Raw genomic sequence first — 20,512 nt, 5'->3', positions numbered from 1 at the left:
GATAAGTCTCCATTGATAAATTTGATTGAATTACATATAAATAAATCTTGTAATATATTTTACCACATCTGATTGTGAAAGGTATAACATGACATTTCTCTAATCAAACTTAAAAAAGTGTTTGACAATCGGAACATTATCATCTAGTATACAAATCAAGGAAATTAAGAGAAACAAGTTGAGCAGGAAAGTAAATTTAAAACACATGTCTCAGAGAAAACAACGTTAGGTGGGAGTTGTTACATGATGTTTGAATTGAAAATGGCCTGTGATTGGCGTTAATGAGCAGCAAGACTGTAAGTTAACGACGTATTGGTCTACGTTACAAGACACACGAATCGGCATAGCATCATATCGCTCACTGCCCGCTCGTTGCCGAGGTCTAGAAGAGCATTTTTCTAGGTAAAGTAGAATGGTAACACGGAAGATCCGTTTCTATATGTATTTTGTTAATCAAAGTACGTGTGGGAACGGGTCTTTTTTTTACCCACTTTTCCTGCAATTCGCCTCATGTCTCTTAAGTCGCATTCATTTAGATATTTTTTATAGGAAAAGGAGTTATATCTATGTCAAAGTTTATTAAGTTTGGAACTATCGCCGCAACTACGCTTATCGCTACTTCTGCAGCTGCCCCACTTGTTTCTGGTACACCAGTTCATGCGGACAGCAAGCCTACAACCGTTACTGTTGGTCTAGTTGGCTCAGATGAAGCTGATATTTGGAAGGAAGTTGCTAAGACTGCCAAAGATAAGTACAACATTAAGATTAAGACAAAGACGTTCACCGATTACAACCAACCTAACAAGGCTGTTGCTGACGGTTCAATCGATTTGAACGCTTTCCAACACCACTACTTCTTGGATGATTGGAATGATCACAATGGTAACAAGGTTAAGGCCATTGGTGATACTTTCATCACGCCTATCCGTTTGTATTCTAACGATGCTAAGAAAGCCTCAAGCTTTAAGAAGGGTGATACCATCGCCGTACCAAATGACCCAACTAACGAAGGACGTTCATTGAAGGTTCTCGAAAGTGCTGGTTTGATTAAGCTTAAGGATACAAAGTTGCCAACAACTAAGGATATTAAGCAAAACAAGAAGGATATCAAGATTAAGGAACTTTCAGCTGATCAAGTTGCTGGAGCCTTCAAGTCTAAGAGCGTCCAAGGCGCTGTTATTAACACCAACTACGCCCAACAAGCTAAGATTAACTTGAAGTCAGCAATTTATGTTGAACCAGTTAACAAGGATTCAAAGCAATGGGTTAACGTGATTGCCGCTAAGAAGAGCAAGGCTGATAAGTCTGCTTACGAGGATATTGTTAAGGCATACCAAACAAAGGCAACTGAAAAGGCCATCAAGAAGGAACATGGTGATTCAGAAATTCCTGCTTGGAACAAGAAGTTCTAATTCGCATAAATCAATTCGGCGTATGTAGTAATATGTACGCCGATACATATTTTATAAAGGGGAACGCATATGGCTGTTATTGAACTAAAAGATATTAATGTCACATTTAAACAAAAGAAACAAACCATCGTCGCTGTCCAAAACGAGAGCTTAACCGTTGAAAAGGGTGATATCTATGGTATCGTCGGTTACTCTGGGGCTGGTAAGTCAACTTTGGTTCGTACGATTAACTTATTGCAACGTCCAACGTCTGGTTCAGTTAAGGTAAACGGGACTGAAATGACTGACCTATCACCAAACGCGTTGCGCGATGAACGTAAAAATATCGGAATGATTTTCCAACACTTCAATTTGATGGATGAATTGACAGTATTTGGAAATGTCGCACAACCATTAAAGCACAGTAAGCTTTCAAAAACTGAAAAGAAGGCTAAGATTGATCACTTGCTTGAATTAGTAGGACTATCAGATCGTAGCGATAACTACCCTGCCCAACTTTCAGGGGGACAAAAGCAACGTGTTGCCATTGCCCGGGCATTGGCGAACGATCCTGAAATTCTCATTTCGGATGAAGCAACTTCAGCGCTTGACCCTAAGACAACTAATCAAATTCTTGGTATCTTGAAGCGCCTTAATGAAGAACTTGGCCTAACCATTGTTTTGATTACACACGAAATGCAAGCCATTAAGGAAATTGCCAATAAGGTTGCTGTCATGGAAGATGGAACCATCATCGAACGTGGTAGCTTACTTGAAATCTTCACGAACCCACAACAAAAGTTAACAAAGGACTTCATTAACACGGCTACAAACCGTGATGAAGCTTTACTCAATGTTCGTGAACTATTGCGTGAAAAGCCATTGGCTAGTGATGAACAGCTATATCAAATCAACTACGTTGGTAACGATACAGCACAACCACTTCTTTCAACAATCTACGCTGATTACCAAGTCACGACTAACATTCTTTACTCAAACATGGAAATCCTGACAAAGACTCCGGTTGGTCTAGCCATCGTTGTACTTAAGGGAGCTGATGAGAATATTCGGACTGCGGTCTCAAGCTTAGTTGATCACGGTGTGCACGTCACACAGCTAGATGCAGAAAAGGAGGATGCTTAATATGCTAGAATGGATTCAAACAAATCTCCCTGGTGTTTATTCCCTTGGTTGGGGCGGTGACTCTGGTTGGGGAACGTCAATTGCCCAAACGCTTTATATGACCCTTGGAGCTGCTGTATTCGGTGGCTTGCTTGGATTAGCCTTTGGAATCGGATTAGTGATTACCGATGAACATGGTATTCGTGCCAATCGGACAGTTTTTGAAATTCTTGATAAAGTTGTCTCAATTGGACGTGCAATCCCATTCATTATCATGGTAGTTGTCTTCTCACCTTTGACACAATTAATCACAGGAACGACTATTGGAACAACAGCTGCTTTAGTTCCATTGTCACTAGGTGTCTTCCCTTTCTATGCCCGTCAGGTACAAGTTGCCTTACTCGGTGTTTCAGATGGTAAAGTTGAAGCAGCTCGTTCATTTGGGGCAAGCAACTGGGATATTATCCACGATGTTTACCTTCGTGAAGGCCGCTCAGAACTTGTTCGTGTTTCAACTGTCACAATGATCAGCTTGGTTGGACTTACCGCCATGGCTGGAGCTATTGGTGCTGGTGGACTTGGAACCACAGCGATTGTTACTGGATACCAACGTTTCCAAAACGACGTTATGTGGACAGCAACCATCCTAATTCTTCTCTTCATCGTCTTAATTCAGTTCGTTGGAGACTTGATTGCGCGACACTACAGTCACCATTAATGAAATCATATAATTAAAAAAGGACGTCTAACTTGAATGTTAGACGTCCTTTTTGTTACCGCTGTTTTTGCACCTTGAATATCTCCGTTACTACACATTTAGTATGTCATTACAAACTAAAAGACCATGTTGTATTGACCTACCGCATAGACGAGCTTCAAAAATACCTATGTATACAAAAAAACCTCGCACATCAGCGAGCGCGATGATCAAAGATCACCATTCAACCTAGACTTGGCCGAAGCCATCATCGTAACGGTTTATACTCAAAGATATGAGAGATTCCATTGTTAATTTTTGTTATTAATTAACTAATAAATTAGTCAACCAATTCCAAGATAACCATTGGAGCAGCGTCTCCACGACGTGCATCCAACTTCAAGATACGAGTGTAACCACCCGCACGTCCTTCAAAACGTGGTGCAACATTGTCAAACAAGAATTGCACTGCATTTTGAATCTTGATGTTATCATCTTCGGTCGTTTGTACGTCTGCAACGACATTACGCATGAAAGCAGCGGCCTTACGGCGTGAAGCCAAGTCACCACGCTTACCAAGTGTAATCATCTTATCTGCAGTACGACGAACTTCCTTCGCGCGAGCTTCAGTCGTTTCGATACGACCGTTAATCAACAATGAAGTTGTTAAATCACGCAACATAGCCTTACGTTGTGAGCTAGTACGTCCCAACTTACGGTATCCCATGAGTGTATCCTCCTTTTCTTGGAATTCTATTTATTTAATTTAATCTTCCTTGCGGAACCCTAAATCATGCTGAGCCAGCTTATCCTGGATTTCGTCAAGTGACTTGCGGCCTAGATTACGAACAGTCATCATTTGAGCTTCTGAGCGATCAGTAAGCTCTTGAATTGTGTTGATTCCAGCACGCTTTAGACAATTATATGAGCGGACAGATAGATCCAATTCTTCAATTGGAACTTCAGCATGTTTGCTTGTTGTCGTTTCTTCCTTGTCTACCATAACTTGTGTCTCAGCGGCACGTTCTGATAGTTCAATAAATGGCTTCAAGTGATCTGATAGAACACGCGCAGCCAAAGAAATTGCTTCTGTAGCTGTTAATGAACCGTCGGTCCAGATATCCATCGTCAACTTATCATAATCGTTACGTTGACCAACACGAGTTTCTTCAACTTGATAATTTACGCGTTCGATTGGGGTAAAGATTGAATCAATTGCTAGAACACCAATAGGCGTATCTTCATGCAATTCCTTATTCTGGTCACCTGAAACATAACCACGACCGCGAACAGCAGTCACCGTCATATGCAAAGTAGCACCAGCAGCAACAGTTGCAATGTATTGATCCTTATTCAAGACCTCCACATCAGCATCACCAACGAAATCGCCGGCAGTTACTGTTGCGGGTCCATTAACATTTACTTCGAGCGTCTTCTCATCATCACTATCGATACGCATTGAAACCTTTTTAAGGTTTAAGATGATTTGCGTGACATCTTCAACAACTCCTTCGACCGTTGAAAATTCATGCAAAACGCCATCAATTTGTACTGAGTTGATTGCCGCACCGGGCAATGAAGACAACAATACACGGCGTAGGGAGTTACCCAAAGTAGTTCCGTAACCACGTTCAAGCGGCTCAACCACAAACTTACCGTAATTACTATCCTCTTCAACCAGTGTAATCTTTGGGTTTTCGAATTCAAGCATACTGTTTGTTACCCCTTTCAAAGCATTGTGTGCTAACTAGTTGCATCAACAATTAGACACGACGACGCTTTGGTGGACGTGAACCGTTGTGAGGTACTGGAGTAACATCCTTAATGGCTGTTACTTCAAGACCAGCAGCGGCTAACGCACGAATAGCTGACTCACGTCCTGAACCAGGACCCTTGACAGTTACTTCAACAGTCTTCATGCCGTTTTCCATAGCTGACTTAGCAGCTGCTTCAGCAGCCATTTGTGCAGCGAATGGTGTAGACTTACGGCTACCCTTGAATCCAAGAGCACCAGCTGATGACCATGATACTGCGTTACCTTGAACGTCAGTAATCATGACAATCGTGTTGTTGAACGTTGCGTGAATGTGAGCTACACCACTTTCAACGTTCTTTTTAACACGACGCTTACGATTTGTACGACCTGCCATAATCAAGTAATCTCCTTCCTTTAAAAATTAATTACTTCTTCTTACCTGCAATAGAAACAGCTGGGCCTTTACGTGTACGTGCATTGTTCTTCGTGTTTTGACCACGAACGGGCAAATTACGACGATGACGTAGACCACGGTATGATCCCATTTCCTTCAAGTTCTTAATGTTCATTGAAACTTCGCGACGCAAGTCACCTTCCACCTTGATACCATCAACGATGGCACGGATGGCGTCTTCTTGGTCGGGAGTTAAGTCACGAACACGAACGTCTTCAGAAACACCAGCTTCAGAAAGAATCTTTTCTGCAGTTGTGTTACCGATTCCGTATACATATGTCAATGCAATCACGATACGCTTATCGCGAGGCAAATCAACACCAGCAATACGAGCCATTACGATTACCTCCTATATTTTTTATTGTTTCAAGAATGCAATTAAGCACCTTGACGTTGCTTGTGCTTAGGGTTTGCAGAGCAAATCACCATAACACGACCGTTACGCTTAACCACTTTACAGTGATCGCACATAGGCTTTACAGATGGACGAACCTTCATAATATTTACCTCCCCTTGGATTTTTGACCGTTAAATTACTTAATATAACGATACGTAATACGACCCTTAGTCAAATCATATGGCGACATTTCTACCGTCACACGATCTCCTGGTAAGATACGAATAAAGTTCTTACGAATCTTACCTGAAACGTGAGCTAAGATAGTCGCCCCGTTTTCCAATTCAACGGTAAACATGGCATTAGGCATAGTTTCTTTCACAATGCCTGAAATTTCAATAACATCTTTGGCCACGTTGCTGCCTCCTTAGTGTGACATTGGAGAACGTAACACGTAATTATACCACACTGAATTTGAATATCCAATATGATATTTACGAATTACTACCCCAAGTTATCCAATACTGTTTCAACATCAGTGAACACATCATCTAGGTCTTTTGCACCATCGATTTTGTGTAGGACACCCTTATCCGCATAAAACTCAGCAATAGGTTCTGTCAACTCACCATTGACGTTCAAGCGATTTTGGATGACTTCAGGAGTGTCATCAGCTCGACCACGAGCCATCATTCGTTGAACTAGAACATCATTGTCAGCAGTAAAGTAAAGCACAGCGTTAATATCGCGGCCTTGCTTTGCCAACATTTGTTCTAAAGCTTCAGCTTGTTCAATGTTACGTGGATAACCATCAAGAATGAATCCATTTTTGGTATCATCTTGAGCTAACCGTTCTTCTACGATACCGTTTGTCACTTCATCAGGGACAAGGTTACCGGCATCCATATAAGACTTTGCTTTCAAACCAAGTTCAGTTTCGTTAGCCATAGCCTCACGGAACATATCACCGGTACTAATATGTGGCAAGTTGTAAGTTTCAACAATCTTTGCAGCTTGAGTACCCTTTCCTACGCCAGGTAAACCTAGCAATACGATATTCTTGCTCATTTTGCTTTGACTCCTTCTTGAATAAAACCAACATACTGACGCTTCATTAACAATCCTTCCAATTGACGAATCAAATCAAGAGCAACACCGATAACGATCAAAATTGATGTACCAGACATTGCCAATTGACCATCTAAGCCAAAGGCGTGGGTAGCTAGAACCGGTGTCAATGCAACGAATCCTAGGAAGAATGCTCCGACCACAGACAGACGCATCAAAAGACCAGATAACCAGTTTTCTGTTGCACGTCCAGGTCGAACGCCCACAATATAACTCCCTTGCTTTTGTAAATTCTCAGCAACTTTTTCAGGGTTAACCTGAACAAAGGCGTAGAAGAATGTAAACAAGACAATTAGTGCAGTATATAAAATACCACCTTGTACAGTTTGCATGTTTAGGTATTGCATGATTGTCGTGTACCAAGGAGCATCTCCAAACTTAGTTGCAAATAATTGCAAAATCGTTTGTGGCGTCACCATGATTGATGACGCAAAGATAACAGGGATCACACCAGCAACATTGACTTTCAAAGGTAGGTAAGACGTACTTCCAGAACCCTTTGCTTGTCGTGTATATTGCATTGAAATTTTACGGATTGCTTGGTTAAACCAAGTGATAAACCCGACAACAATCAAAAAGATGATTAAAATCCCAATCATGAAAGCCCAACCTCGCGCTTGGTCGGCACTAACAATGACATGTTCTCTGAACAACTTGTATACAGACGCAGGTACTCGTGCAATAATTCCTGCGAAAATCAACATTGAGACACCTTGGCCAAGTCCGTGACTTGTAATCATGTCACCAAGCCAAACAGCAAACATAGTTCCGGCGGTTAAAATAAACCCGATCAGAATGTATGTTTGCGCATTGGGCGTGCTGACTAAGTTCACTTGACTTAGTTGATTAAACCCAGCAGTAATTCCAATAGATTGGACGAACGCTAGGAAAATAGTCAAATAGCGGGTCACTTGGTTTAACTTACGTCGACCAACTTCACCTTGTTTTGACCATTCAACAAATCGTGGCACAATATCCATTTGAAGGAGCTGTACCACGATTTGTGCAGTAACGTATGGTGAAACTCCCATTGCGAACAATGAATAATTTGTAAGACCACCACCGCTAAACATATTCAAAATGCTGCCGAGTCCAGAAGATGCAACGTCCTGTAGTGCCAATGGATTAATACCAGGAATGGTAATTTGAGCACCGATTCTGTATACAATCAAAATCGCTAAAGTGAAGAACAATTTATTACGAATGTCTTTAACTTTTAGAGATTGGAACACGGTTTTTAGCATTAAATCACCTCAGTCTTACCACCAGCTGCTTCAATTGCTGAAACGGCTGAAGCTGAGAACTTGTTAGCTTTAACAGTCAAAGACTTCTCTAATTGACCGTTTGCTAAGATCTTAATGCCACTAAGTTCGTTCTTAACAATACCTGATTCAACCAACAATGCTGGTGTAACTTCAGTACCGTTATCAAACTTGTTCAACGCATCAAGGTTTACGACAGCGTAATCCTTGCGGTTGATGTTCGTAAATCCACGCTTTGGCTTACGACGGAACAAAGGCATTTGTCCACCTTCGAAGCCCATGCGTACCTTACTACGAGCCTTTTGACCTTTTTGACCACGTCCAGCGGTCTTTCCATTACCAGATGATTCACCACGTCCAACACGGTTGCGGACTGAGCGTGAACCCTCGGCTGTTTGGAGTTCATTAAGCTTCATTAGGGTTGTACCTCCTTCAAAGCAATCTAATAACTACTTAACTACTTCTACAGTAATTAAGTGAGCAATCTTAAATAGTGCACCACGCGTTGCTGCGTTGTCAGGCAATACGACTGAAGAGTTCACCTTGTTCAAACCAAGTGACTTAACAATCGCGCGCTGATTTGGCTTACGGTGAGCAGCACTCTTAACAAGTGTAACCTTTACTTGATCGGTCATTTTCTGCCTCCTTAATCTGCCAAGTGCTCAAGTGAGACCTGACGCATTTCAGCAACTTCTTCAGCGTTCTTCAAAGACTTGATTGCTTCAAAAGTTGCGCGAACAACGTTAATTGGTGTAGCAGAACCTAGAGACTTTGCAGTCACGTCGGCAACGCCACCCAAATCCATAATAGCACGAGAAGCTCCACCGGCAGCTACTCCAGAACCTTCAGCAGCGGGCTTAAGCAAAACACGGCCACCACTGTAGACACCCAAAGTAGAGTGAGGAAGGGTCGTACCAACCATTGGGATAGCAACGATATTACGCTTTGCATCTTCAACAGCCTTACGGATAGCTTCTGGCACTTCTTGTGCCTTACCAGTTCCGAAACCAACATGTCCGTTGTGATCACCAACGACTACAAGTGCTGCGAAGCGTAGACGACGTCCACCCTTAACAACCTTTGTAACACGGTTGATGGCTACAACATTTTCTTCAAGCTCTCCGAGCGTTTTTGGATCGATATAAGCCATTTTATTTCCTCCTTCCCTTAGAACTTCAAACCAGCTTCACGAGCTGCTTCTGCCAACGCTTGCACACGACCATGGTACAAGTAACCACCACGATCAAATACAACGTCTTCAATGTTAGCAGCCTTAGCGCGTTCTGCGATCAAAGCTCCTACCTTAGCAGCTTGCTCTGTCTTTGGTGCAGTTTCAACAGCACTGTCCAAAGTTGAGGCACTAGCAAGCGTCACACCCGCTACGTCATCAATTAATTGCGCGTAGATGTTCTTGTTAGAACGGTAAACGTTCAAGCGTGGGCGCTCAGCAGTACCAGAAATCTTTCCACGAACACGTGTGTGTCGGTGTTGACGCACTTTGTTCTTGTCTGACTTCGTAATCATTGTTCGTAACCTCTTTTTTCAAAATTTTAGAAGATATACTAATAAGCAAATCCGGAAACGTTGCGGATCCGGCTAAACAGAATGTTTAGATTACTTACCAGTCTTACCTTCCTTACGTGCAACGTGTTCGTTCTCGTAACGAATACCCTTACCCTTATAAGGTTCAGGTGAACGTACGGCACGAATTTCAGCAGCAAAATCTCCAACGCGTTGCTTGTCGATTCCACTAATAATAATTGTCAAAGTATCTGGTACTTCAACTTGTAACTCTTCACGATCTGCAAATTCAACAGGGTGTGAATAACCGACGTTCAAAACAAGGTTGTTTCCTTGCTTTGCGGCACGGTATCCAACACCGACAAGCTTCAAAGTTTTCTTGAAACCATCTGTTACACCCTCGACCATGTTAGCAACATTGGCACGAGTTGTTCCGTGAAGGGCCTTGATTCGACCTTCATCTGAAGGACGAGTGAAAGTAACAACGTCACCTTCTACTGTGAATTGGATTTCGGGAGCGATTTCGCGTGAAAGCTCACCCTTTGGTCCCTTAACAGTTACAACGTTACCATCACGTGTAATTTCAACACCTGTTGGCAAAGTAACTGGTTTATTACCAATACGACTCATGAGTAGACACCTCCTTGTTAGATTTTATTTATTACCAGACGTAAGCTAATACTTCTCCACCAATACCCTTGGCGCGAGCTTCCTTATCGGTGATGACACCTTCAGAAGTTGAGATGATAGCGATACCTAATCCGTTCAATACCTTAGGTACATCATCTGACTTAACATATGAACGTAGCCCTGGCTTTGAAATACGCTTCAAACCAGAAATTACGCGAGTCTTGTCAGGTCCATACTTAAGGAAGACACGAATGACACCTTGCTTGTCATCTTCAATGTATTCAACGTCACGAACAAAGCCTTCGTTCTTCAAAATCTCGGCGATGTCCATCTTGATCTTAGATGCAGGTACTTCTACTGAATCGTGACGAACCATGTTCGCATTACGAATGCGAGTCAAAAAGTCTGCAATTGGGTCAGTCATTGACATTGATGTTGCCTCCTATTATATATTTCTGTAAATCAGTTAAAGATTACTTTGAGAAAGGCATACCCAATTGAGTAAGCAATTCACGTGCTTCTTCGTCAGTGTTGGCAGTTGTAACAACAACAATATCCAAACCACGGACGCGGTTAACAGCATCGTAATCAATTTCTGGGAAAATAAGTTGTTCACGAATTCCCAACGTGTAGTTTCCTCGACCATCAAAGGCCTTTGGTGAAACTCCACGGAAGTCACGAACACGTGGCAATGAAACGTTGATTAACTTATCCAAAAAGTCATACATACGCTCACCACGCAAAGTAACCTTAGTACCGATTGCCATACCCTCACGCAAACGGAAGCCAGCGATTGACTTCTTGGCGCGAGTGATAACTGGCTTTTGACCAGCAATCAATTCTAATTCAGCAACAGCTTCATCTAAGTTCTTTGAGTTTGAGACAGCGTCACCAACACCCATATTCAAAACGATCTTTTCGATCTTTGGAGTTTGCATGATTGATGAGTAATCAAACTTTTCCATCAATGAAGGTGTAACTTCACTGGTGTACTTTTCTTTTAAACGATTTGCCATGATTATGATTTCCTCCTTTCACCTAAATTAAGCTAAAGTCTTTCCAGACTTCTTAGCAAAACGTACCTTCTTACCATCTTCAACCTTGTAACCAATTTTTGTTGGTTCGTTAGTAGAAGGGTCAAGCAATTGTACGTTTGAAACGTGGATAGGAGCTTCTTGCTCAATAATTCCACCTTGTGGATATTGGTTATTTGGCTTTTGATGCTTCTTAACCATGTTTACACCTTCAACAACAACACGGTCTTGGCCGGTAATAGTCTTAACAACTGAACCTTCCTTGCCCTTGTCCTTGCCGGCGATAACCTTAACCTTGTCACCAGTCTTTACAAACATGCGAGGCTTCCTCCTTGATTTAATGATGGTAATTACAATACTTCAGGTGCCAATGACACAATACGCATGTAATCATTGTCACGCAATTCACGCGCAACGGGGCCAAAAATACGTGTACCGACAGGGCTCTTGTCATCCTTTACGATAACAGCAGCGTTCTCATCAAACTTGATGTATGAACCATCAGTACGGTGAATTCCTGATACAGTACGAACGATAACAGCCTTAACGACGTCACCCTTCTTTACAGTACCACCAGGAATTGCTTGCTTAACAGTTGCGACGATCATGTCACCGACACCGGCGAACTTACGACCTGAACCACCCAAAACTTTGATTGTCAAAATTTCGCGTGCCCCAGAATTATCAGCAACCTTCAAACGACTCTCTTGTTGAATCACGATTATATCCTCCTTCCGTTATTGGTTAGATTCGAGATTAACGATTAGATAATAACGGCCTTCTCGACGATTTCTACCAAACGGAAGCGCTTTGTAGCTGACGTTGGACGCGTCTCCATGATGCGTACGATGTCACCTTCTTTAGCTTCGTTGTTCTCATCGTGAGCCTTAAACTTCTTCGTGTACTTAACACGCTTACCATAAACAGGGTGGTTCTTGTAAGTTTCAATGGCAACAGTAATTGTCTTATCCATCTTATCTGAAACCACGCGTCCTTGATAAACTTTACGTGCGTTACGATCTTCAGTCATACCGGTCTCCTCTCTTAGTCTACTTGTTTAATTCTTCTTGACGAATCGCAGTCTTAATACGTGCAATTTGCTTACGTACTTCAGACAATCGAGCCGTGTTCTCAAGTTGACCAGTAGCTAATTGGAAACGCAAGTTAAACAACTCTTCCTTGTAGCTCTTTTCCTTGGCAACCAACTCTGCTTGGCTGAGACCCTTGATTTCTTCTTGTAAGTCCTTGATCTTCATTATTCACCCTCCGTTTGGCGAGTCAAAATCTTAGTTCTGACAGGCAACTTGTTAGATGCGAGACGCAAGGCTTCGCGGGCAACTTCCTCAGACACGCCGCCAACTTCGAACATAACTGTGCCGCGCTTTACTGGGGCAACCCAACCTTCGGGAGTACCCTTTCCGTTACCCATACGAACACCGACACCCTTAGAAGTGTATGACAAGTGTGGATAAATCTTAATCCAAACCTTACCACCACGCTTCATGTAACGTGTCATAGCAATACGAGCCGCCTCGATTTGACGATTTGTAATCCAATGTGAGTCAAGGGCTTGTAGTCCAAACTCACCAAATGTTACTGTCTTACCACCCTTAGCTTCACCACGCATGTGGCCACGATGTGGACGACGATACTTAACACGCTTTGGAACTAGCATTTGTTACTCGCCTCCTTGCTTCTTTGACTTCTTCTCTGGCAAAACATCACCACGGTAAATCCAAGTCTTAACACCTAGTTGACCGTATGTTGTTGTTGCTTCATCCCATGAGTAATCAATGTCTGCACGCAATGTGTGCAAAGGCACTGTACCCTCAGTATATTGTTCAACACGAGCAATATCTGCACCGTTCAAACGTCCAGAAACTTGTACCTTGATTCCCTTGGCACCAGAACGCATTGCACGTTGGATAGCTCCACGCATTGAGCGACGGAAAGCCACACGGCGTTCCAAGTCAGCTGCAATTTGTGATCCTACCAAGTGAGCGTCCAAATCTGGCTTCTTAATCTCAATGATGTTGATGTGTACGCGTTCACCCTTTGCCACAATCTTTGACAATTCGTTACGCAATGCATCAACTTCTGATCCACCTTTACCAATAACCATACCTGGCTTAGCAGTGTGGATTGAGATATTAACACGGTTAGCAGTACGTTCGATTTCGATACGAGAAACTGATGCATCTGCCAACTTAGTCTCGATATAATTACGCAAAGCTAAGTCTTCATGCAAGTTGTTTGCATAGTCTTTCTTATCTGCGTACCATTTAGCATCCCAGTCGCGAATGACGCCGACACGGAAACCGGTTGGGTTAATCTTTTGACCCATGACTCAATCCTCCTTACTTTTCTGTTACCACAATCGTGATGTGGCTTGTTCGCTTATTGATTGGTGAAGCAGAACCCTTGGCACGTGGACGGAAACGCTTTAGCGTTGGTCCTTCGTTGGCAAAGGCTTCTGAGACAACCAAATCTTCACGATCTAGTGAGAAATTGTTCTCAGCGTTTGCTACTGCTGAGTTCAATACTTTGTAAACATCAGTTGCAGAATGATTTGGCAAAAATTCTAAGATTGCAAAAGCTTCTGCGACTGACTTTCCACGCACTTGGTCAAGCACTAAGCGGACCTTACGTGGAGCCACACGAACGATATTCGCTGTGGCGCGTGCTGACGTAATTTGTTCAGCCATTGTACTGTCCTCCTAATTACTTACGTTGCGTCTTTTTGTCGTCTGCAGCGTGTCCGCGGAACGTACGCGTTGGGACGAATTCACCTAACTTGTGACCGACCATATCTTCTTGAACCAAAACTGGTACGTGCTTTCGTCCGTCATAAACGGCGAAAGTTAATCCGATAAAGCTAGGGAAAATTGTTGAACGACGTGACCATGTCTTGATAACTGTTTGCTTATCTGAAGCATTGGCTTGTTCAACCTTCTTCAACAAACTGGCATCAGCAAATGGTCCTTTTTTCAGGCTACGACCCATTCTGAGTCCTCCTCTCGTTTGCTTATAATAAGTTTTGAAATACTCAGGAAATTAGACTACTTGCTCTTACGACCACGAACAATGAACTTAGATGATTGAGCGTTCTTGTTACGAGTCTTCTTACCAGCAGTCTTCTTACCCCATGGTGACAATGGAGAAGGACGACCAACTGGGGCCTTTCCTTCACCACCACCGTGTGGGTGATCGTTAGGGTTCATTACTGATCCACGAACGTGTGGACGTTGACCCTTCCAACGACGACGACCAGCCTTACCCCAATTAATCAATGAGTGTTGTTCGTTTCCGACAACACCGATTGTGGCACGGTTAGTAGCCAAGATCATACGAACTTCACCAGATTGTAGGCGAACAAGAACGTACTTTCCTTCACGACCCAAAACTTGAGCAGAAGTTCCAGCAGAACGGACAAGTTGTCCACCCTTACCAGGCTTCATTTCGATGTTGTGGATTTGTGTTCCATCAGGAATGATTGACAAAGGCAATGCATTTCCGACCTTAAAATCAGCATCAGGACCAGATTGAACAGTCATGCCCACTTCTAGACCCTTTGGTGCCAAGATATATGACTTAACACCGTCTGTGTATTGCAACAAAGCAATGTTAGCTGTACGGTTTGGATCGTATTCGATCGCAACAACCTTAGCAGGTACTTCATCCTTTGTACGCTTGAAGTCCACAACACGGTATTGGCGCTTGTGTCCACCACCACGATGGCGAACAGTCATGTGTCCATAAGAATTACGGGCACCTGTGTTTGACTTTGATTCCAACAAGCTCTTTTCTGGCGTCGTCTTTGTGATTTCTGAAAAATCAGAAGAAGTCATATTACGACGACCATTAGAGGTTGGCTTATACTTCTTAATAGCCACGCTAAGTTCCTCCTAATTAGTTTTCGTTGAACAATTGAATGTTCTTAGAAGCTGCTGACAACTTAACAGTTGCCTTCTTACGCTTCTTAGTGTAACCAGTATAGCGTCCTTGACGCTTAAGCTTACCACGTACGTTAGCTGTATTGATCTTTTCAACCTTTACGTCGAAAATTTCTTCAATAGCGCGCTTGATTTGTGGCTTTGTGGCGCGAACATCAACATCGAAACTGTAACGTTTTTCATCCAAAACGCTCATAGTTTGTTCAGTGATGACCGGGCGCAAAATGATATCGCGTGCGTCCATTATGCCAAAACCTCCTCAACTTGTGCCAAAGCTGATTGTACAACAACCAACTTATCATTGTTGATTACGTCAAGAACGTTAACACCCTTAGCAGTCATAACAGTCACGTTTTGTAGGTTACGTGCTGCCAATGTTGCGTTTGTGTTGTCATCGTCCAAGACTACCAACGTCTTACCATCTACATTCAAGTTATCCAAAACGCTCTTGAATTCCTTTGTCTTTGGTGCGTCGAATGACAATGCATCCACAACTACCAATGAAGAATCCAAAACCTTTTGTGACAACACTGACTTCAATGCCAAACGGTATGCCTTCTTAGGCATCTTGTAAGCATATGAACGTGGAGTAGGTCCGAAGACAATTCCACCACCACGCCATTGTGGTGAACGGATTGATCCTTGACGAGCACGTCCAGTACCCTTTTGACGCCAAGGCTTCTTACCACCACCAGAAACGGCTGAGCGATTCTTAACAGCGTGAGTACCTTGACGCATTGATGCACGTTGCATCAAAACAGCGTCAGTGATGACATTGTTGTTTGGCTCAATGGCAAAGATTGAATCATTCAATTCAACTTCTCCGGCGTTTGAACCGTCTTGCTTAAGTAAAGCAATCTTAGTCATATTATATTCCTCCTTTCGTCCTTATTACTTTGCTTTGATTGAATTCTTAACAGTAACAAGTGACTTGTTGGCACCTGGTACATTACCCTTGATCAAGATAACGTTGTTTTCAACGTCAACACGAACGATCTTCAAGTTTTGTACAGTGCGCTTACGGTTACCCATGCGTCCAGGCAACTTCTTACCCTTGAACACACGATTGATAACAGCACCCATTGAACCTGGGCGACGGTGGTAACGAGATCCGTGAGCCATAGGTCCACGAGATTGTCCGTCCTTCTTGATGTTACCTTGGTAACCATGACCCTTTGTGATTCCAGTTACGTCAACAACTTCACCTTCGGCGAAAACGTCAACCTTAACTTCATCCCCAACATTGTATTCACCCTCAGCGTCGCGGATTTCACGAATGTAGCGCTTAGGGGTCGTGTTTGCCTTTTCGGCGTGACCTTGCTCAGGTTTGTTACTCAAAACGGCACGCTTGTCACCCAAACCAAGTTGAATTGCGCTATAACCATCATTTTCCAAAGTCTTAACTTGGAGGACGACGTTTGGCGTTGCTTCAACCACAGTAACTGGGATAAGCTCACCATTCTCAGTGAATACCTGAGTCATGCCGACTTTGCGGCCTAAGATACCCTTAGTAGTCATGACTATCTCCTTTATAAATGTAATATCTTTATTTTCAGTCAGTTAGATGCTTGACTAGGCAAGTTAATGTTGTAATTAAAAATTACAACTTGATTTCGATGTCAACACCACTTGGCAATTCAAGCTTTGATAAAGCATCAACTGTCTTAGCGGTTGGATTCATGATATCGATCAAACGCTTGTGTGTGCGCATTTCGAATTGTTCACGTGAATCCTTGTTCTTGTGAGGTGAACGTAGCACCGTGTAAAGTGTGCGTTCTGTAGGCAATGGAATAGGACCTGAAATTTCAGCACCTGTTCGGTTTGCCGTCTCAACAATCTTTTCTGCAGAAGCATCCAAGATTTCGTGCTCGTATGCCTTCAAACGGATACGAATCTTCTTACTTGCCATGATATAAATTCTCCCTTCGTCCATATTGGAATATGAAACTAACTCCGTGGAAACTACCGACACACCACGCAAGACTCCATGGCATGGATCTCGTGGCAATGCTGCCGGGTGTGTCGCAACCTCCCACATCATCGCTGTGTGTGTTTAGACACTATTAGATTGGGTAATACCCTTTCTTAATTAGCGTACTTGAATATAATACACAATATTCCTTGAAATAACAAGCTTTTTCTCAAACTAATTCTGGATTTATCTAAAACGTTTTAATTCTGTAACATTCCCTATTATTCGAATTATTCTAAATTCTATTATATAGGAAGGAAACGTTTAATTGCTGAAACATTTTGAAAATTTGACCTGACTTTTTATAAGGAATGGATTAAACTAGTACACATGGCGAATAAGCAAACAACTATTTAAGAACCAAAGGAGTTCGATTATCAATGCAAGATAATTCTATTCAATTAAACGCCATTTGGAATGATTTCCCTTCCATTCAATCTGACCTTGCTGAAGTCATTACGGTGATTCAAACCGACCTTCAAGCTAAGAATGACGATGTACAAGCTGCATTAATCGAAATGATGACAACTGGGGGCAAGCTTTTACGCCCCGCATTAACTATTCTTATTGGTCAAATGGCACCAAACAACCACGACGACCTCATTCACTTAGCTGCGTCAGTTGAAATGCTACACTCAGCTACCTTAATTCATGATGATATTATTGATAGCTCTTCAACCCGTCGCCACCATGCTTCAATCCAAGCTCAACTTGGACAAGACGTTGCTGTGTACGCTGGTGACTATCTTTTTGCAACAACGTTCCACATTCTTGCCAACCATACTCATAATATGGAAACCGCTCGTAAAGCAACTTCATTTTTAGAATCAATTCTAAATGGTGAGTTAATGCAATGGTCACACTATTATAAGTTGGACATGTCGATTGAAGAGTATCTTGAACAAATTGCCGGTAAAACAGCTGCCCTCTTTGAAATGGCGGCTGAGTTGGGACTTTCTACCGCAACTGAACCAGTTGACGATCAAACTAAGTCTAACCTCTATGCATTCACATTCAATCTAGGTATTGCTTTCCAAATTCTCGACGACTTACTCGACTACCAAAATGACAGTGCTACTTTAGGTAAGCCAACTTTGAATGATATGCGTGAAGGCGTTTATTCAGCACCCCTGCTTTATGCAATCCATCAAAGCGACCGCGTTCACGACTTATTGCAAATCGGCGACGCAATTACTGATGCCCAAAGTATCGAAATTGCTGAACTCGTTCATAGTACTGGTGCATTTGACCAAGCCTCTGAACTAGCTTTAACATACACCGACCAAGCTTTAGATGCGCTTGACACTTTACCCGATAGTGATTCGAAAGATATTCTAATTGATTTAAGCGATCAACTGCTCCATCGTATGGTTTAAAATAAACAAAATCCCGATTAGCCTTATGCTAATCGGGATTTTTTTAAATTAAAAAGCACCACCACCACTAGATCCGCCAAAACCGCCAGATGTACCTCCGGACCCAAAACTCATATTTGAACCCGATGAAGTACTAGCGACAGCCGTATGCACTCTAATTTGATATGGTCCAATCAAAGCAAAAGCAACCAGCAATTCATTTACCGGAGCTGCATCAATTGGTTGTAAGTCTAATTTCTCTAATTCTTTCGCAACAGTTTTACCTTCATCCAAGATGACTGCGTATGCTAGTAAGCGGTCCCATAACACAACCTCTTCAATTTCACGCTCAGACATTCGACCAATTTGATCAAGCATATTGGCATATTGGTGCCATGCTAACGCGTGTGGTAATCCTGTTTGAGTGTAATCATATTCAAGAAAACGTTGACACCAAAAAATCACAAATACAGCGAGGACGACGCCAGCCAATGTCCCATAGACTTGCATCGCCGTTAATACTCGCTCATCAATACCAAGCAAGACGATTTGTCCGAGGAAAATTGCAATTAATAGGTACCAACCAAACTTAACCCCTTTTTTTAGACTCAAAATCTCTTTTAAGTTAAGCCATGTTATTTGGCTAGCCTGTTTCAGTTGCTGACGATAAATCCGAACCTGTTTACGATAACGCCTGGACTCCTTTTCAGACAGCTCTAACTTACGACTACTGCGTGTTACTCCAATAGTTAAGGTTTCACGGAAAAGAATTTGTAAAGCTTGCTGTTCAAAATCAGCTAACTCAGTCGGATTTTTTACCAACTTAAACTGCCGATCCTTAGCCTTGCCCTTTGGATCATCTTCAACCGTCACATAATGCCTCGCAATTAAATCCATATAGGTAGCCGATAAACTGCGTTCAATCGGCATCCATCGCTCGGAAAGTCGTTCCCCAACAATCGCTGGGGCAAGGTCATCAGGCACATCATAAACGCGATTCTCATTTCGTACAAAAGCAACAAACGGACGTGTCCGCATCCACAACCATGCCGCGAAGATCAAGCATAACGCCGTCAAGCTAATCAATATCCATTCAATCGTTTGAACGATTCGTTGGCGTTGTTGTTCTTGGCGTTTAAGTTGCGCCTCTTGTTGCAAAATCTTCTGACGTCCATCCGTATTAACTCGATGCACCTGAGCATCAGCATTAAAGACTGATTGAGGCATCATCATGTGTAGTTCTAAGGGACTTTGACTTGGGTAATCTTTCTGTCTAAAGGTCCAACGTCCATTTGCAGCATTCCACTCACCTCTCGTCGAACTCATCCCGTGTTGCCAGGTTTGCATACCAGTTAGTGGTTGCTGTGGAAACGCGACCGTTAACTGCATATCTTCAAAAGGTACATCCCAGTTATTTCCAATCACCCGCCAATTAAGTTCATCAACATCTTTATAAGCATTAATTAAATGACTTAGCGTGTATTGCCATGTGACGCGAATCGTTTCGCCGTCCTTCACTGGGCGGTGTAACTTAAAGCGGACCCCTTTTTCATCATTATCGGTATCTTGATAGGATTGCAATTCCAATCCTGTATCGCCACCTTTATACGGCTGGATAGCAGTGTCGTTCACTGCGGCATGAACAGGGCCAACCTGCTTGACTTGTTCGCCCAATCCTTGTTGGAAATAAACGCCATGCATATCAGCATCAAACACATACGTCATATCAACAGTAATCTGAGCTGTCCCATCTTTTTGGAATTGGACATTTTCGGTGTACTTTTTGATCGCATACGTGTCTTTATTATCAGCTGAAACCGATACCCCACCAAGCAATACTATGAGTAAAGCGATTAGTAACCCTAAGCATACGTGTATTTTATGATTCATGCAGCTCCCC

Annotated in this window: 33 protein-coding genes and 1 other annotated feature; of the genes, 4 read left to right on the top strand and 29 right to left on the bottom strand. The window is 42.6% G+C overall.

Annotation, left to right across the window (positions count from 1 at the left end; translation table 11 throughout):
• The first annotated feature begins 169 nt into the window (after positions 1-169).
• Positions 170-440 (top strand) — a binding site (T-box leader).
• A gap of 126 nt (positions 441-566) precedes the next feature.
• From IV50_RS03660 to IV50_RS03650, 3 genes are all read left to right on the top strand, one after another.
• The gene (locus tag IV50_RS03660; RefSeq protein WP_057745242.1) at positions 567-1,412 is read left to right on the top strand and encodes a MetQ/NlpA family ABC transporter substrate-binding protein; all 846 of its coding nucleotides are present in this window, start codon (positions 567-569) and stop codon (positions 1,410-1,412) included.
• A gap of 69 nt (positions 1,413-1,481) precedes the next feature.
• Positions 1,482-2,534, top strand: coding sequence for a methionine ABC transporter ATP-binding protein (locus IV50_RS03655; protein ID WP_057745239.1), 1,053 nt, complete (start codon positions 1,482-1,484; stop codon positions 2,532-2,534).
• 1 nt (position 2,535) lies between these two features.
• Positions 2,536-3,231 carry a methionine ABC transporter permease gene (locus tag IV50_RS03650; protein ID WP_057745235.1) on the top strand — a complete coding sequence of 232 codons (696 nt, stop codon included), beginning with the start codon at positions 2,536-2,538 and terminating at the stop codon, positions 3,229-3,231.
• Positions 3,232-3,550: 319 nt separating this feature from the next.
• Here the strand turns inward: IV50_RS03650 and rplQ are convergent, their stop codons facing one another.
• From rplQ to rpsJ, 28 genes are all read right to left on the bottom strand, one after another.
• Positions 3,551-3,937, bottom strand: a complete 387-nt coding sequence (gene rplQ, locus IV50_RS03645; protein WP_057745232.1) for a 50S ribosomal protein L17 — start codon at positions 3,935-3,937, stop codon at positions 3,551-3,553.
• Between the two features lie 39 nt (positions 3,938-3,976).
• Positions 3,977-4,921 carry a DNA-directed RNA polymerase subunit alpha gene (locus tag IV50_RS03640; protein WP_057745229.1) on the bottom strand — a complete coding sequence of 315 codons (945 nt, stop codon included), beginning with the start codon at positions 4,919-4,921 and terminating at the stop codon, positions 3,977-3,979.
• Positions 4,922-4,973: 52 nt separating this feature from the next.
• On the bottom strand, positions 4,974-5,360 hold the full coding sequence (gene rpsK / locus IV50_RS03635; protein ID WP_057745226.1) for a 30S ribosomal protein S11: 387 nt from the start codon (positions 5,358-5,360) through the stop codon (positions 4,974-4,976).
• A 31-nt stretch (positions 5,361-5,391) separates the two neighbouring features.
• On the bottom strand, positions 5,392-5,757 hold the full coding sequence (rpsM, locus tag IV50_RS03630) for a 30S ribosomal protein S13 (RefSeq protein WP_057745223.1): 366 nt from the start codon (positions 5,755-5,757) through the stop codon (positions 5,392-5,394).
• 41 nt (positions 5,758-5,798) lie between these two features.
• A complete protein-coding gene (gene rpmJ, locus IV50_RS03625) occupies positions 5,799-5,918 on the bottom strand; it encodes a 50S ribosomal protein L36 (RefSeq protein WP_057745219.1) in 120 nt (39 codons plus the stop codon).
• A 35-nt stretch (positions 5,919-5,953) separates the two neighbouring features.
• Positions 5,954-6,172, bottom strand: coding sequence for a translation initiation factor IF-1 (gene infA, locus IV50_RS03620; RefSeq protein WP_057745217.1), 219 nt, complete (start codon positions 6,170-6,172; stop codon positions 5,954-5,956).
• Positions 6,173-6,261: 89 nt separating this feature from the next.
• The gene (locus tag IV50_RS03615) at positions 6,262-6,825 is read right to left on the bottom strand and encodes an adenylate kinase (RefSeq protein ID WP_057745214.1); all 564 of its coding nucleotides are present in this window, start codon (positions 6,823-6,825) and stop codon (positions 6,262-6,264) included.
• The gene (gene secY, locus IV50_RS03610; protein WP_057745211.1) at positions 6,822-8,129 is read right to left on the bottom strand and encodes a preprotein translocase subunit SecY; all 1,308 of its coding nucleotides are present in this window, start codon (positions 8,127-8,129) and stop codon (positions 6,822-6,824) included. The genes IV50_RS03615 and secY overlap by 4 nt, the downstream gene beginning before the upstream one ends.
• Positions 8,129-8,563 (bottom strand): 50S ribosomal protein L15, encoded by a 435-nt coding sequence (gene rplO, locus IV50_RS03605; RefSeq protein WP_057745208.1) that lies wholly within the window; start codon positions 8,561-8,563, stop codon positions 8,129-8,131. The genes secY and rplO overlap by 1 nt, the downstream gene beginning before the upstream one ends.
• A 33-nt stretch (positions 8,564-8,596) precedes the next feature.
• A complete protein-coding gene (gene rpmD / locus IV50_RS03600; protein ID WP_022791519.1) occupies positions 8,597-8,782 on the bottom strand; it encodes a 50S ribosomal protein L30 in 186 nt (61 codons plus the stop codon).
• Positions 8,783-8,793: 11 nt separating this feature from the next.
• A complete protein-coding gene (gene rpsE / locus IV50_RS03595; RefSeq protein WP_057745204.1) occupies positions 8,794-9,297 on the bottom strand; it encodes a 30S ribosomal protein S5 in 504 nt (167 codons plus the stop codon).
• 17 nt (positions 9,298-9,314) lie between these two features.
• Positions 9,315-9,671, bottom strand: coding sequence for a 50S ribosomal protein L18 (rplR, locus tag IV50_RS03590; RefSeq protein WP_057745201.1), 357 nt, complete (start codon positions 9,669-9,671; stop codon positions 9,315-9,317).
• Positions 9,672-9,761: 90 nt separating this feature from the next.
• Positions 9,762-10,298 carry a 50S ribosomal protein L6 gene (rplF, locus tag IV50_RS03585; RefSeq protein WP_057745198.1) on the bottom strand — a complete coding sequence of 179 codons (537 nt, stop codon included), beginning with the start codon at positions 10,296-10,298 and terminating at the stop codon, positions 9,762-9,764.
• A 31-nt stretch (positions 10,299-10,329) separates the two neighbouring features.
• Positions 10,330-10,728 carry a 30S ribosomal protein S8 gene (rpsH, locus tag IV50_RS03580; RefSeq protein WP_057745195.1) on the bottom strand — a complete coding sequence of 133 codons (399 nt, stop codon included), beginning with the start codon at positions 10,726-10,728 and terminating at the stop codon, positions 10,330-10,332.
• Between the two features lie 43 nt (positions 10,729-10,771).
• Entirely contained in the window at positions 10,772-11,314 is a 543-nt protein-coding gene (gene rplE / locus IV50_RS03575; RefSeq protein ID WP_057745193.1) for a 50S ribosomal protein L5, read from the bottom strand.
• 27 nt (positions 11,315-11,341) lie between these two features.
• Positions 11,342-11,650 (bottom strand): 50S ribosomal protein L24, encoded by a 309-nt coding sequence (rplX, locus tag IV50_RS03570; protein ID WP_057745190.1) that lies wholly within the window; start codon positions 11,648-11,650, stop codon positions 11,342-11,344.
• Positions 11,651-11,682: 32 nt separating this feature from the next.
• A complete protein-coding gene (gene rplN / locus IV50_RS03565; protein ID WP_057745187.1) occupies positions 11,683-12,051 on the bottom strand; it encodes a 50S ribosomal protein L14 in 369 nt (122 codons plus the stop codon).
• Between the two features lie 44 nt (positions 12,052-12,095).
• Positions 12,096-12,362 (bottom strand): 30S ribosomal protein S17, encoded by a 267-nt coding sequence (gene rpsQ / locus IV50_RS03560; RefSeq protein ID WP_057745184.1) that lies wholly within the window; start codon positions 12,360-12,362, stop codon positions 12,096-12,098.
• A 19-nt stretch (positions 12,363-12,381) separates the two neighbouring features.
• Positions 12,382-12,588, bottom strand: coding sequence for a 50S ribosomal protein L29 (rpmC, locus tag IV50_RS03555; RefSeq protein ID WP_057745181.1), 207 nt, complete (start codon positions 12,586-12,588; stop codon positions 12,382-12,384).
• Positions 12,588-13,007, bottom strand: a complete 420-nt coding sequence (gene rplP / locus IV50_RS03550) for a 50S ribosomal protein L16 (protein WP_057745179.1) — start codon at positions 13,005-13,007, stop codon at positions 12,588-12,590. The genes rpmC and rplP overlap by 1 nt, the downstream gene beginning before the upstream one ends.
• Before the next feature lie 3 nt (positions 13,008-13,010).
• On the bottom strand, positions 13,011-13,676 hold the full coding sequence (gene rpsC, locus IV50_RS03545) for a 30S ribosomal protein S3 (protein ID WP_057745176.1): 666 nt from the start codon (positions 13,674-13,676) through the stop codon (positions 13,011-13,013).
• A 13-nt stretch (positions 13,677-13,689) separates the two neighbouring features.
• Positions 13,690-14,037 carry a 50S ribosomal protein L22 gene (gene rplV, locus IV50_RS03540; RefSeq protein WP_057745174.1) on the bottom strand — a complete coding sequence of 116 codons (348 nt, stop codon included), beginning with the start codon at positions 14,035-14,037 and terminating at the stop codon, positions 13,690-13,692.
• A 16-nt stretch (positions 14,038-14,053) separates the two neighbouring features.
• On the bottom strand, positions 14,054-14,335 hold the full coding sequence (gene rpsS / locus IV50_RS03535) for a 30S ribosomal protein S19 (protein ID WP_057745172.1): 282 nt from the start codon (positions 14,333-14,335) through the stop codon (positions 14,054-14,056).
• 56 nt (positions 14,336-14,391) lie between these two features.
• Positions 14,392-15,225 carry a 50S ribosomal protein L2 gene (rplB, locus tag IV50_RS03530; RefSeq protein WP_057745169.1) on the bottom strand — a complete coding sequence of 278 codons (834 nt, stop codon included), beginning with the start codon at positions 15,223-15,225 and terminating at the stop codon, positions 14,392-14,394.
• A gap of 16 nt (positions 15,226-15,241) precedes the next feature.
• The gene (gene rplW / locus IV50_RS03525) at positions 15,242-15,529 is read right to left on the bottom strand and encodes a 50S ribosomal protein L23 (RefSeq protein WP_057745165.1); all 288 of its coding nucleotides are present in this window, start codon (positions 15,527-15,529) and stop codon (positions 15,242-15,244) included.
• Complete coding sequence (gene rplD / locus IV50_RS03520; RefSeq protein WP_057745162.1) at positions 15,529-16,152, bottom strand: 50S ribosomal protein L4; 624 nt, start codon at positions 16,150-16,152, stop codon at positions 15,529-15,531. Before rplD ends, rplW begins: the two co-directional genes overlap by 1 nt.
• Positions 16,153-16,176: 24 nt before the next feature.
• Positions 16,177-16,803, bottom strand: coding sequence for a 50S ribosomal protein L3 (gene rplC / locus IV50_RS03515; RefSeq protein WP_057745159.1), 627 nt, complete (start codon positions 16,801-16,803; stop codon positions 16,177-16,179).
• An 82-nt stretch (positions 16,804-16,885) separates the two neighbouring features.
• Positions 16,886-17,194 (bottom strand): 30S ribosomal protein S10, encoded by a 309-nt coding sequence (rpsJ, locus tag IV50_RS03510; RefSeq protein ID WP_057745157.1) that lies wholly within the window; start codon positions 17,192-17,194, stop codon positions 16,886-16,888.
• 443 nt (positions 17,195-17,637) lie between these two features.
• Between rpsJ and IV50_RS03505 the strand changes: the two genes are divergently transcribed.
• Positions 17,638-18,633, top strand: a complete 996-nt coding sequence (locus tag IV50_RS03505) for a polyprenyl synthetase family protein (protein WP_057745153.1) — start codon at positions 17,638-17,640, stop codon at positions 18,631-18,633.
• Positions 18,634-18,681: 48 nt separating this feature from the next.
• On the opposite strand, the gene IV50_RS03500 is transcribed toward IV50_RS03505, so the two are convergent.
• Positions 18,682-20,502 carry a DUF2207 domain-containing protein gene (locus tag IV50_RS03500; protein ID WP_057745151.1) on the bottom strand — a complete coding sequence of 607 codons (1,821 nt, stop codon included), beginning with the start codon at positions 20,500-20,502 and terminating at the stop codon, positions 18,682-18,684.
• Between the last annotated feature and the right edge of the window lie 10 nt (positions 20,503-20,512).

Origin of the sequence: Weissella viridescens, from assembly GCF_001437355.1 — a bacterium.
Classification (GTDB): Bacteria; Bacillota; Bacilli; order Lactobacillales; family Lactobacillaceae; genus Weissella; species Weissella viridescens.
Note: the sequence above shows the minus strand (reverse complement) of the source record. Positions and strands in the feature narration are given on the sequence as shown.

Bases quoted from the DNA above. Each gene is read 5' to 3' on its own strand.
- rpsE (WP_057745204.1), bottom strand. From the start codon at position 9,297: ATGGCTTATATCGATCCAAAAACGCTCGGAGAGCTTGAAGAAAATGTT.
- IV50_RS03500 (WP_057745151.1), bottom strand. From the start codon at position 20,502: ATGAATCATAAAATACACGTATGCTTAGGGTTACTAATCGCTTTACTC.
- rplR (WP_057745201.1), bottom strand. From the start codon at position 9,671: ATGATTACGAAGTCAGACAAGAACAAAGTGCGTCAACACCGACACACA.
- rplE (WP_057745193.1), bottom strand. From the start codon at position 11,314: ATGGCAAATCGTTTAAAAGAAAAGTACACCAGTGAAGTTACACCTTCA.
- rplF (WP_057745198.1), bottom strand. From the start codon at position 10,298: ATGAGTCGTATTGGTAATAAACCAGTTACTTTGCCAACAGGTGTTGAA.
- rplO (WP_057745208.1), bottom strand. From the start codon at position 8,563: ATGAAGCTTAATGAACTCCAAACAGCCGAGGGTTCACGCTCAGTCCGC.
- rpmC (WP_057745181.1), bottom strand. From the start codon at position 12,588: ATGAAGATCAAGGACTTACAAGAAGAAATCAAGGGTCTCAGCCAAGCA.
- IV50_RS03505 (WP_057745153.1), top strand. From the start codon at position 17,638: ATGCAAGATAATTCTATTCAATTAAACGCCATTTGGAATGATTTCCCT.
- rplP (WP_057745179.1), bottom strand. From the start codon at position 13,007: ATGCTAGTTCCAAAGCGTGTTAAGTATCGTCGTCCACATCGTGGCCAC.
- rplX (WP_057745190.1), bottom strand. From the start codon at position 11,650: ATGTTTGTAAAGACTGGTGACAAGGTTAAGGTTATCGCCGGCAAGGAC.
- rpsH (WP_057745195.1), bottom strand. From the start codon at position 10,728: ATGTCAATGACTGACCCAATTGCAGACTTTTTGACTCGCATTCGTAAT.
- rpmD (WP_022791519.1), bottom strand. From the start codon at position 8,782: ATGACCGATCAAGTAAAGGTTACACTTGTTAAGAGTGCTGCTCACCGT.
- IV50_RS03640 (WP_057745229.1), bottom strand. From the start codon at position 4,921: ATGCTTGAATTCGAAAACCCAAAGATTACACTGGTTGAAGAGGATAGT.
- rpsJ (WP_057745157.1), bottom strand. From the start codon at position 17,194: ATGGCAAGTAAGAAGATTCGTATCCGTTTGAAGGCATACGAGCACGAA.
- rpmJ (WP_057745219.1), bottom strand. From the start codon at position 5,918: ATGAAGGTTCGTCCATCTGTAAAGCCTATGTGCGATCACTGTAAAGTG.
- rplD (WP_057745162.1), bottom strand. From the start codon at position 16,152: ATGACTAAGATTGCTTTACTTAAGCAAGACGGTTCAAACGCCGGAGAA.
- rpsK (WP_057745226.1), bottom strand. From the start codon at position 5,360: ATGGCAGGTCGTACAAATCGTAAGCGTCGTGTTAAAAAGAACGTTGAA.
- rplQ (WP_057745232.1), bottom strand. From the start codon at position 3,937: ATGGGATACCGTAAGTTGGGACGTACTAGCTCACAACGTAAGGCTATG.
- rplV (WP_057745174.1), bottom strand. From the start codon at position 14,037: ATGGCTGAACAAATTACGTCAGCACGCGCCACAGCGAATATCGTTCGT.
- secY (WP_057745211.1), bottom strand. From the start codon at position 8,129: ATGCTAAAAACCGTGTTCCAATCTCTAAAAGTTAAAGACATTCGTAAT.
- rpsC (WP_057745176.1), bottom strand. From the start codon at position 13,676: ATGGGTCAAAAGATTAACCCAACCGGTTTCCGTGTCGGCGTCATTCGC.
- IV50_RS03650 (WP_057745235.1), top strand. From the start codon at position 2,536: ATGCTAGAATGGATTCAAACAAATCTCCCTGGTGTTTATTCCCTTGGT.
- IV50_RS03660 (WP_057745242.1), top strand. From the start codon at position 567: ATGTCAAAGTTTATTAAGTTTGGAACTATCGCCGCAACTACGCTTATC.
- rpsQ (WP_057745184.1), bottom strand. From the start codon at position 12,362: ATGACTGAAGATCGTAACGCACGTAAAGTTTATCAAGGACGCGTGGTT.
- rplC (WP_057745159.1), bottom strand. From the start codon at position 16,803: ATGACTACTAAGGGTATCTTAGGCCGCAAAGTCGGCATGACTCAGGTA.
- rpsS (WP_057745172.1), bottom strand. From the start codon at position 14,335: ATGGGTCGTAGCCTGAAAAAAGGACCATTTGCTGATGCCAGTTTGTTG.
- IV50_RS03655 (WP_057745239.1), top strand. From the start codon at position 1,482: ATGGCTGTTATTGAACTAAAAGATATTAATGTCACATTTAAACAAAAG.
- rplW (WP_057745165.1), bottom strand. From the start codon at position 15,529: ATGGACGCACGCGATATCATTTTGCGCCCGGTCATCACTGAACAAACT.
- rpsM (WP_057745223.1), bottom strand. From the start codon at position 5,757: ATGGCTCGTATTGCTGGTGTTGATTTGCCTCGCGATAAGCGTATCGTG.
- IV50_RS03615 (WP_057745214.1), bottom strand. From the start codon at position 6,825: ATGAGCAAGAATATCGTATTGCTAGGTTTACCTGGCGTAGGAAAGGGT.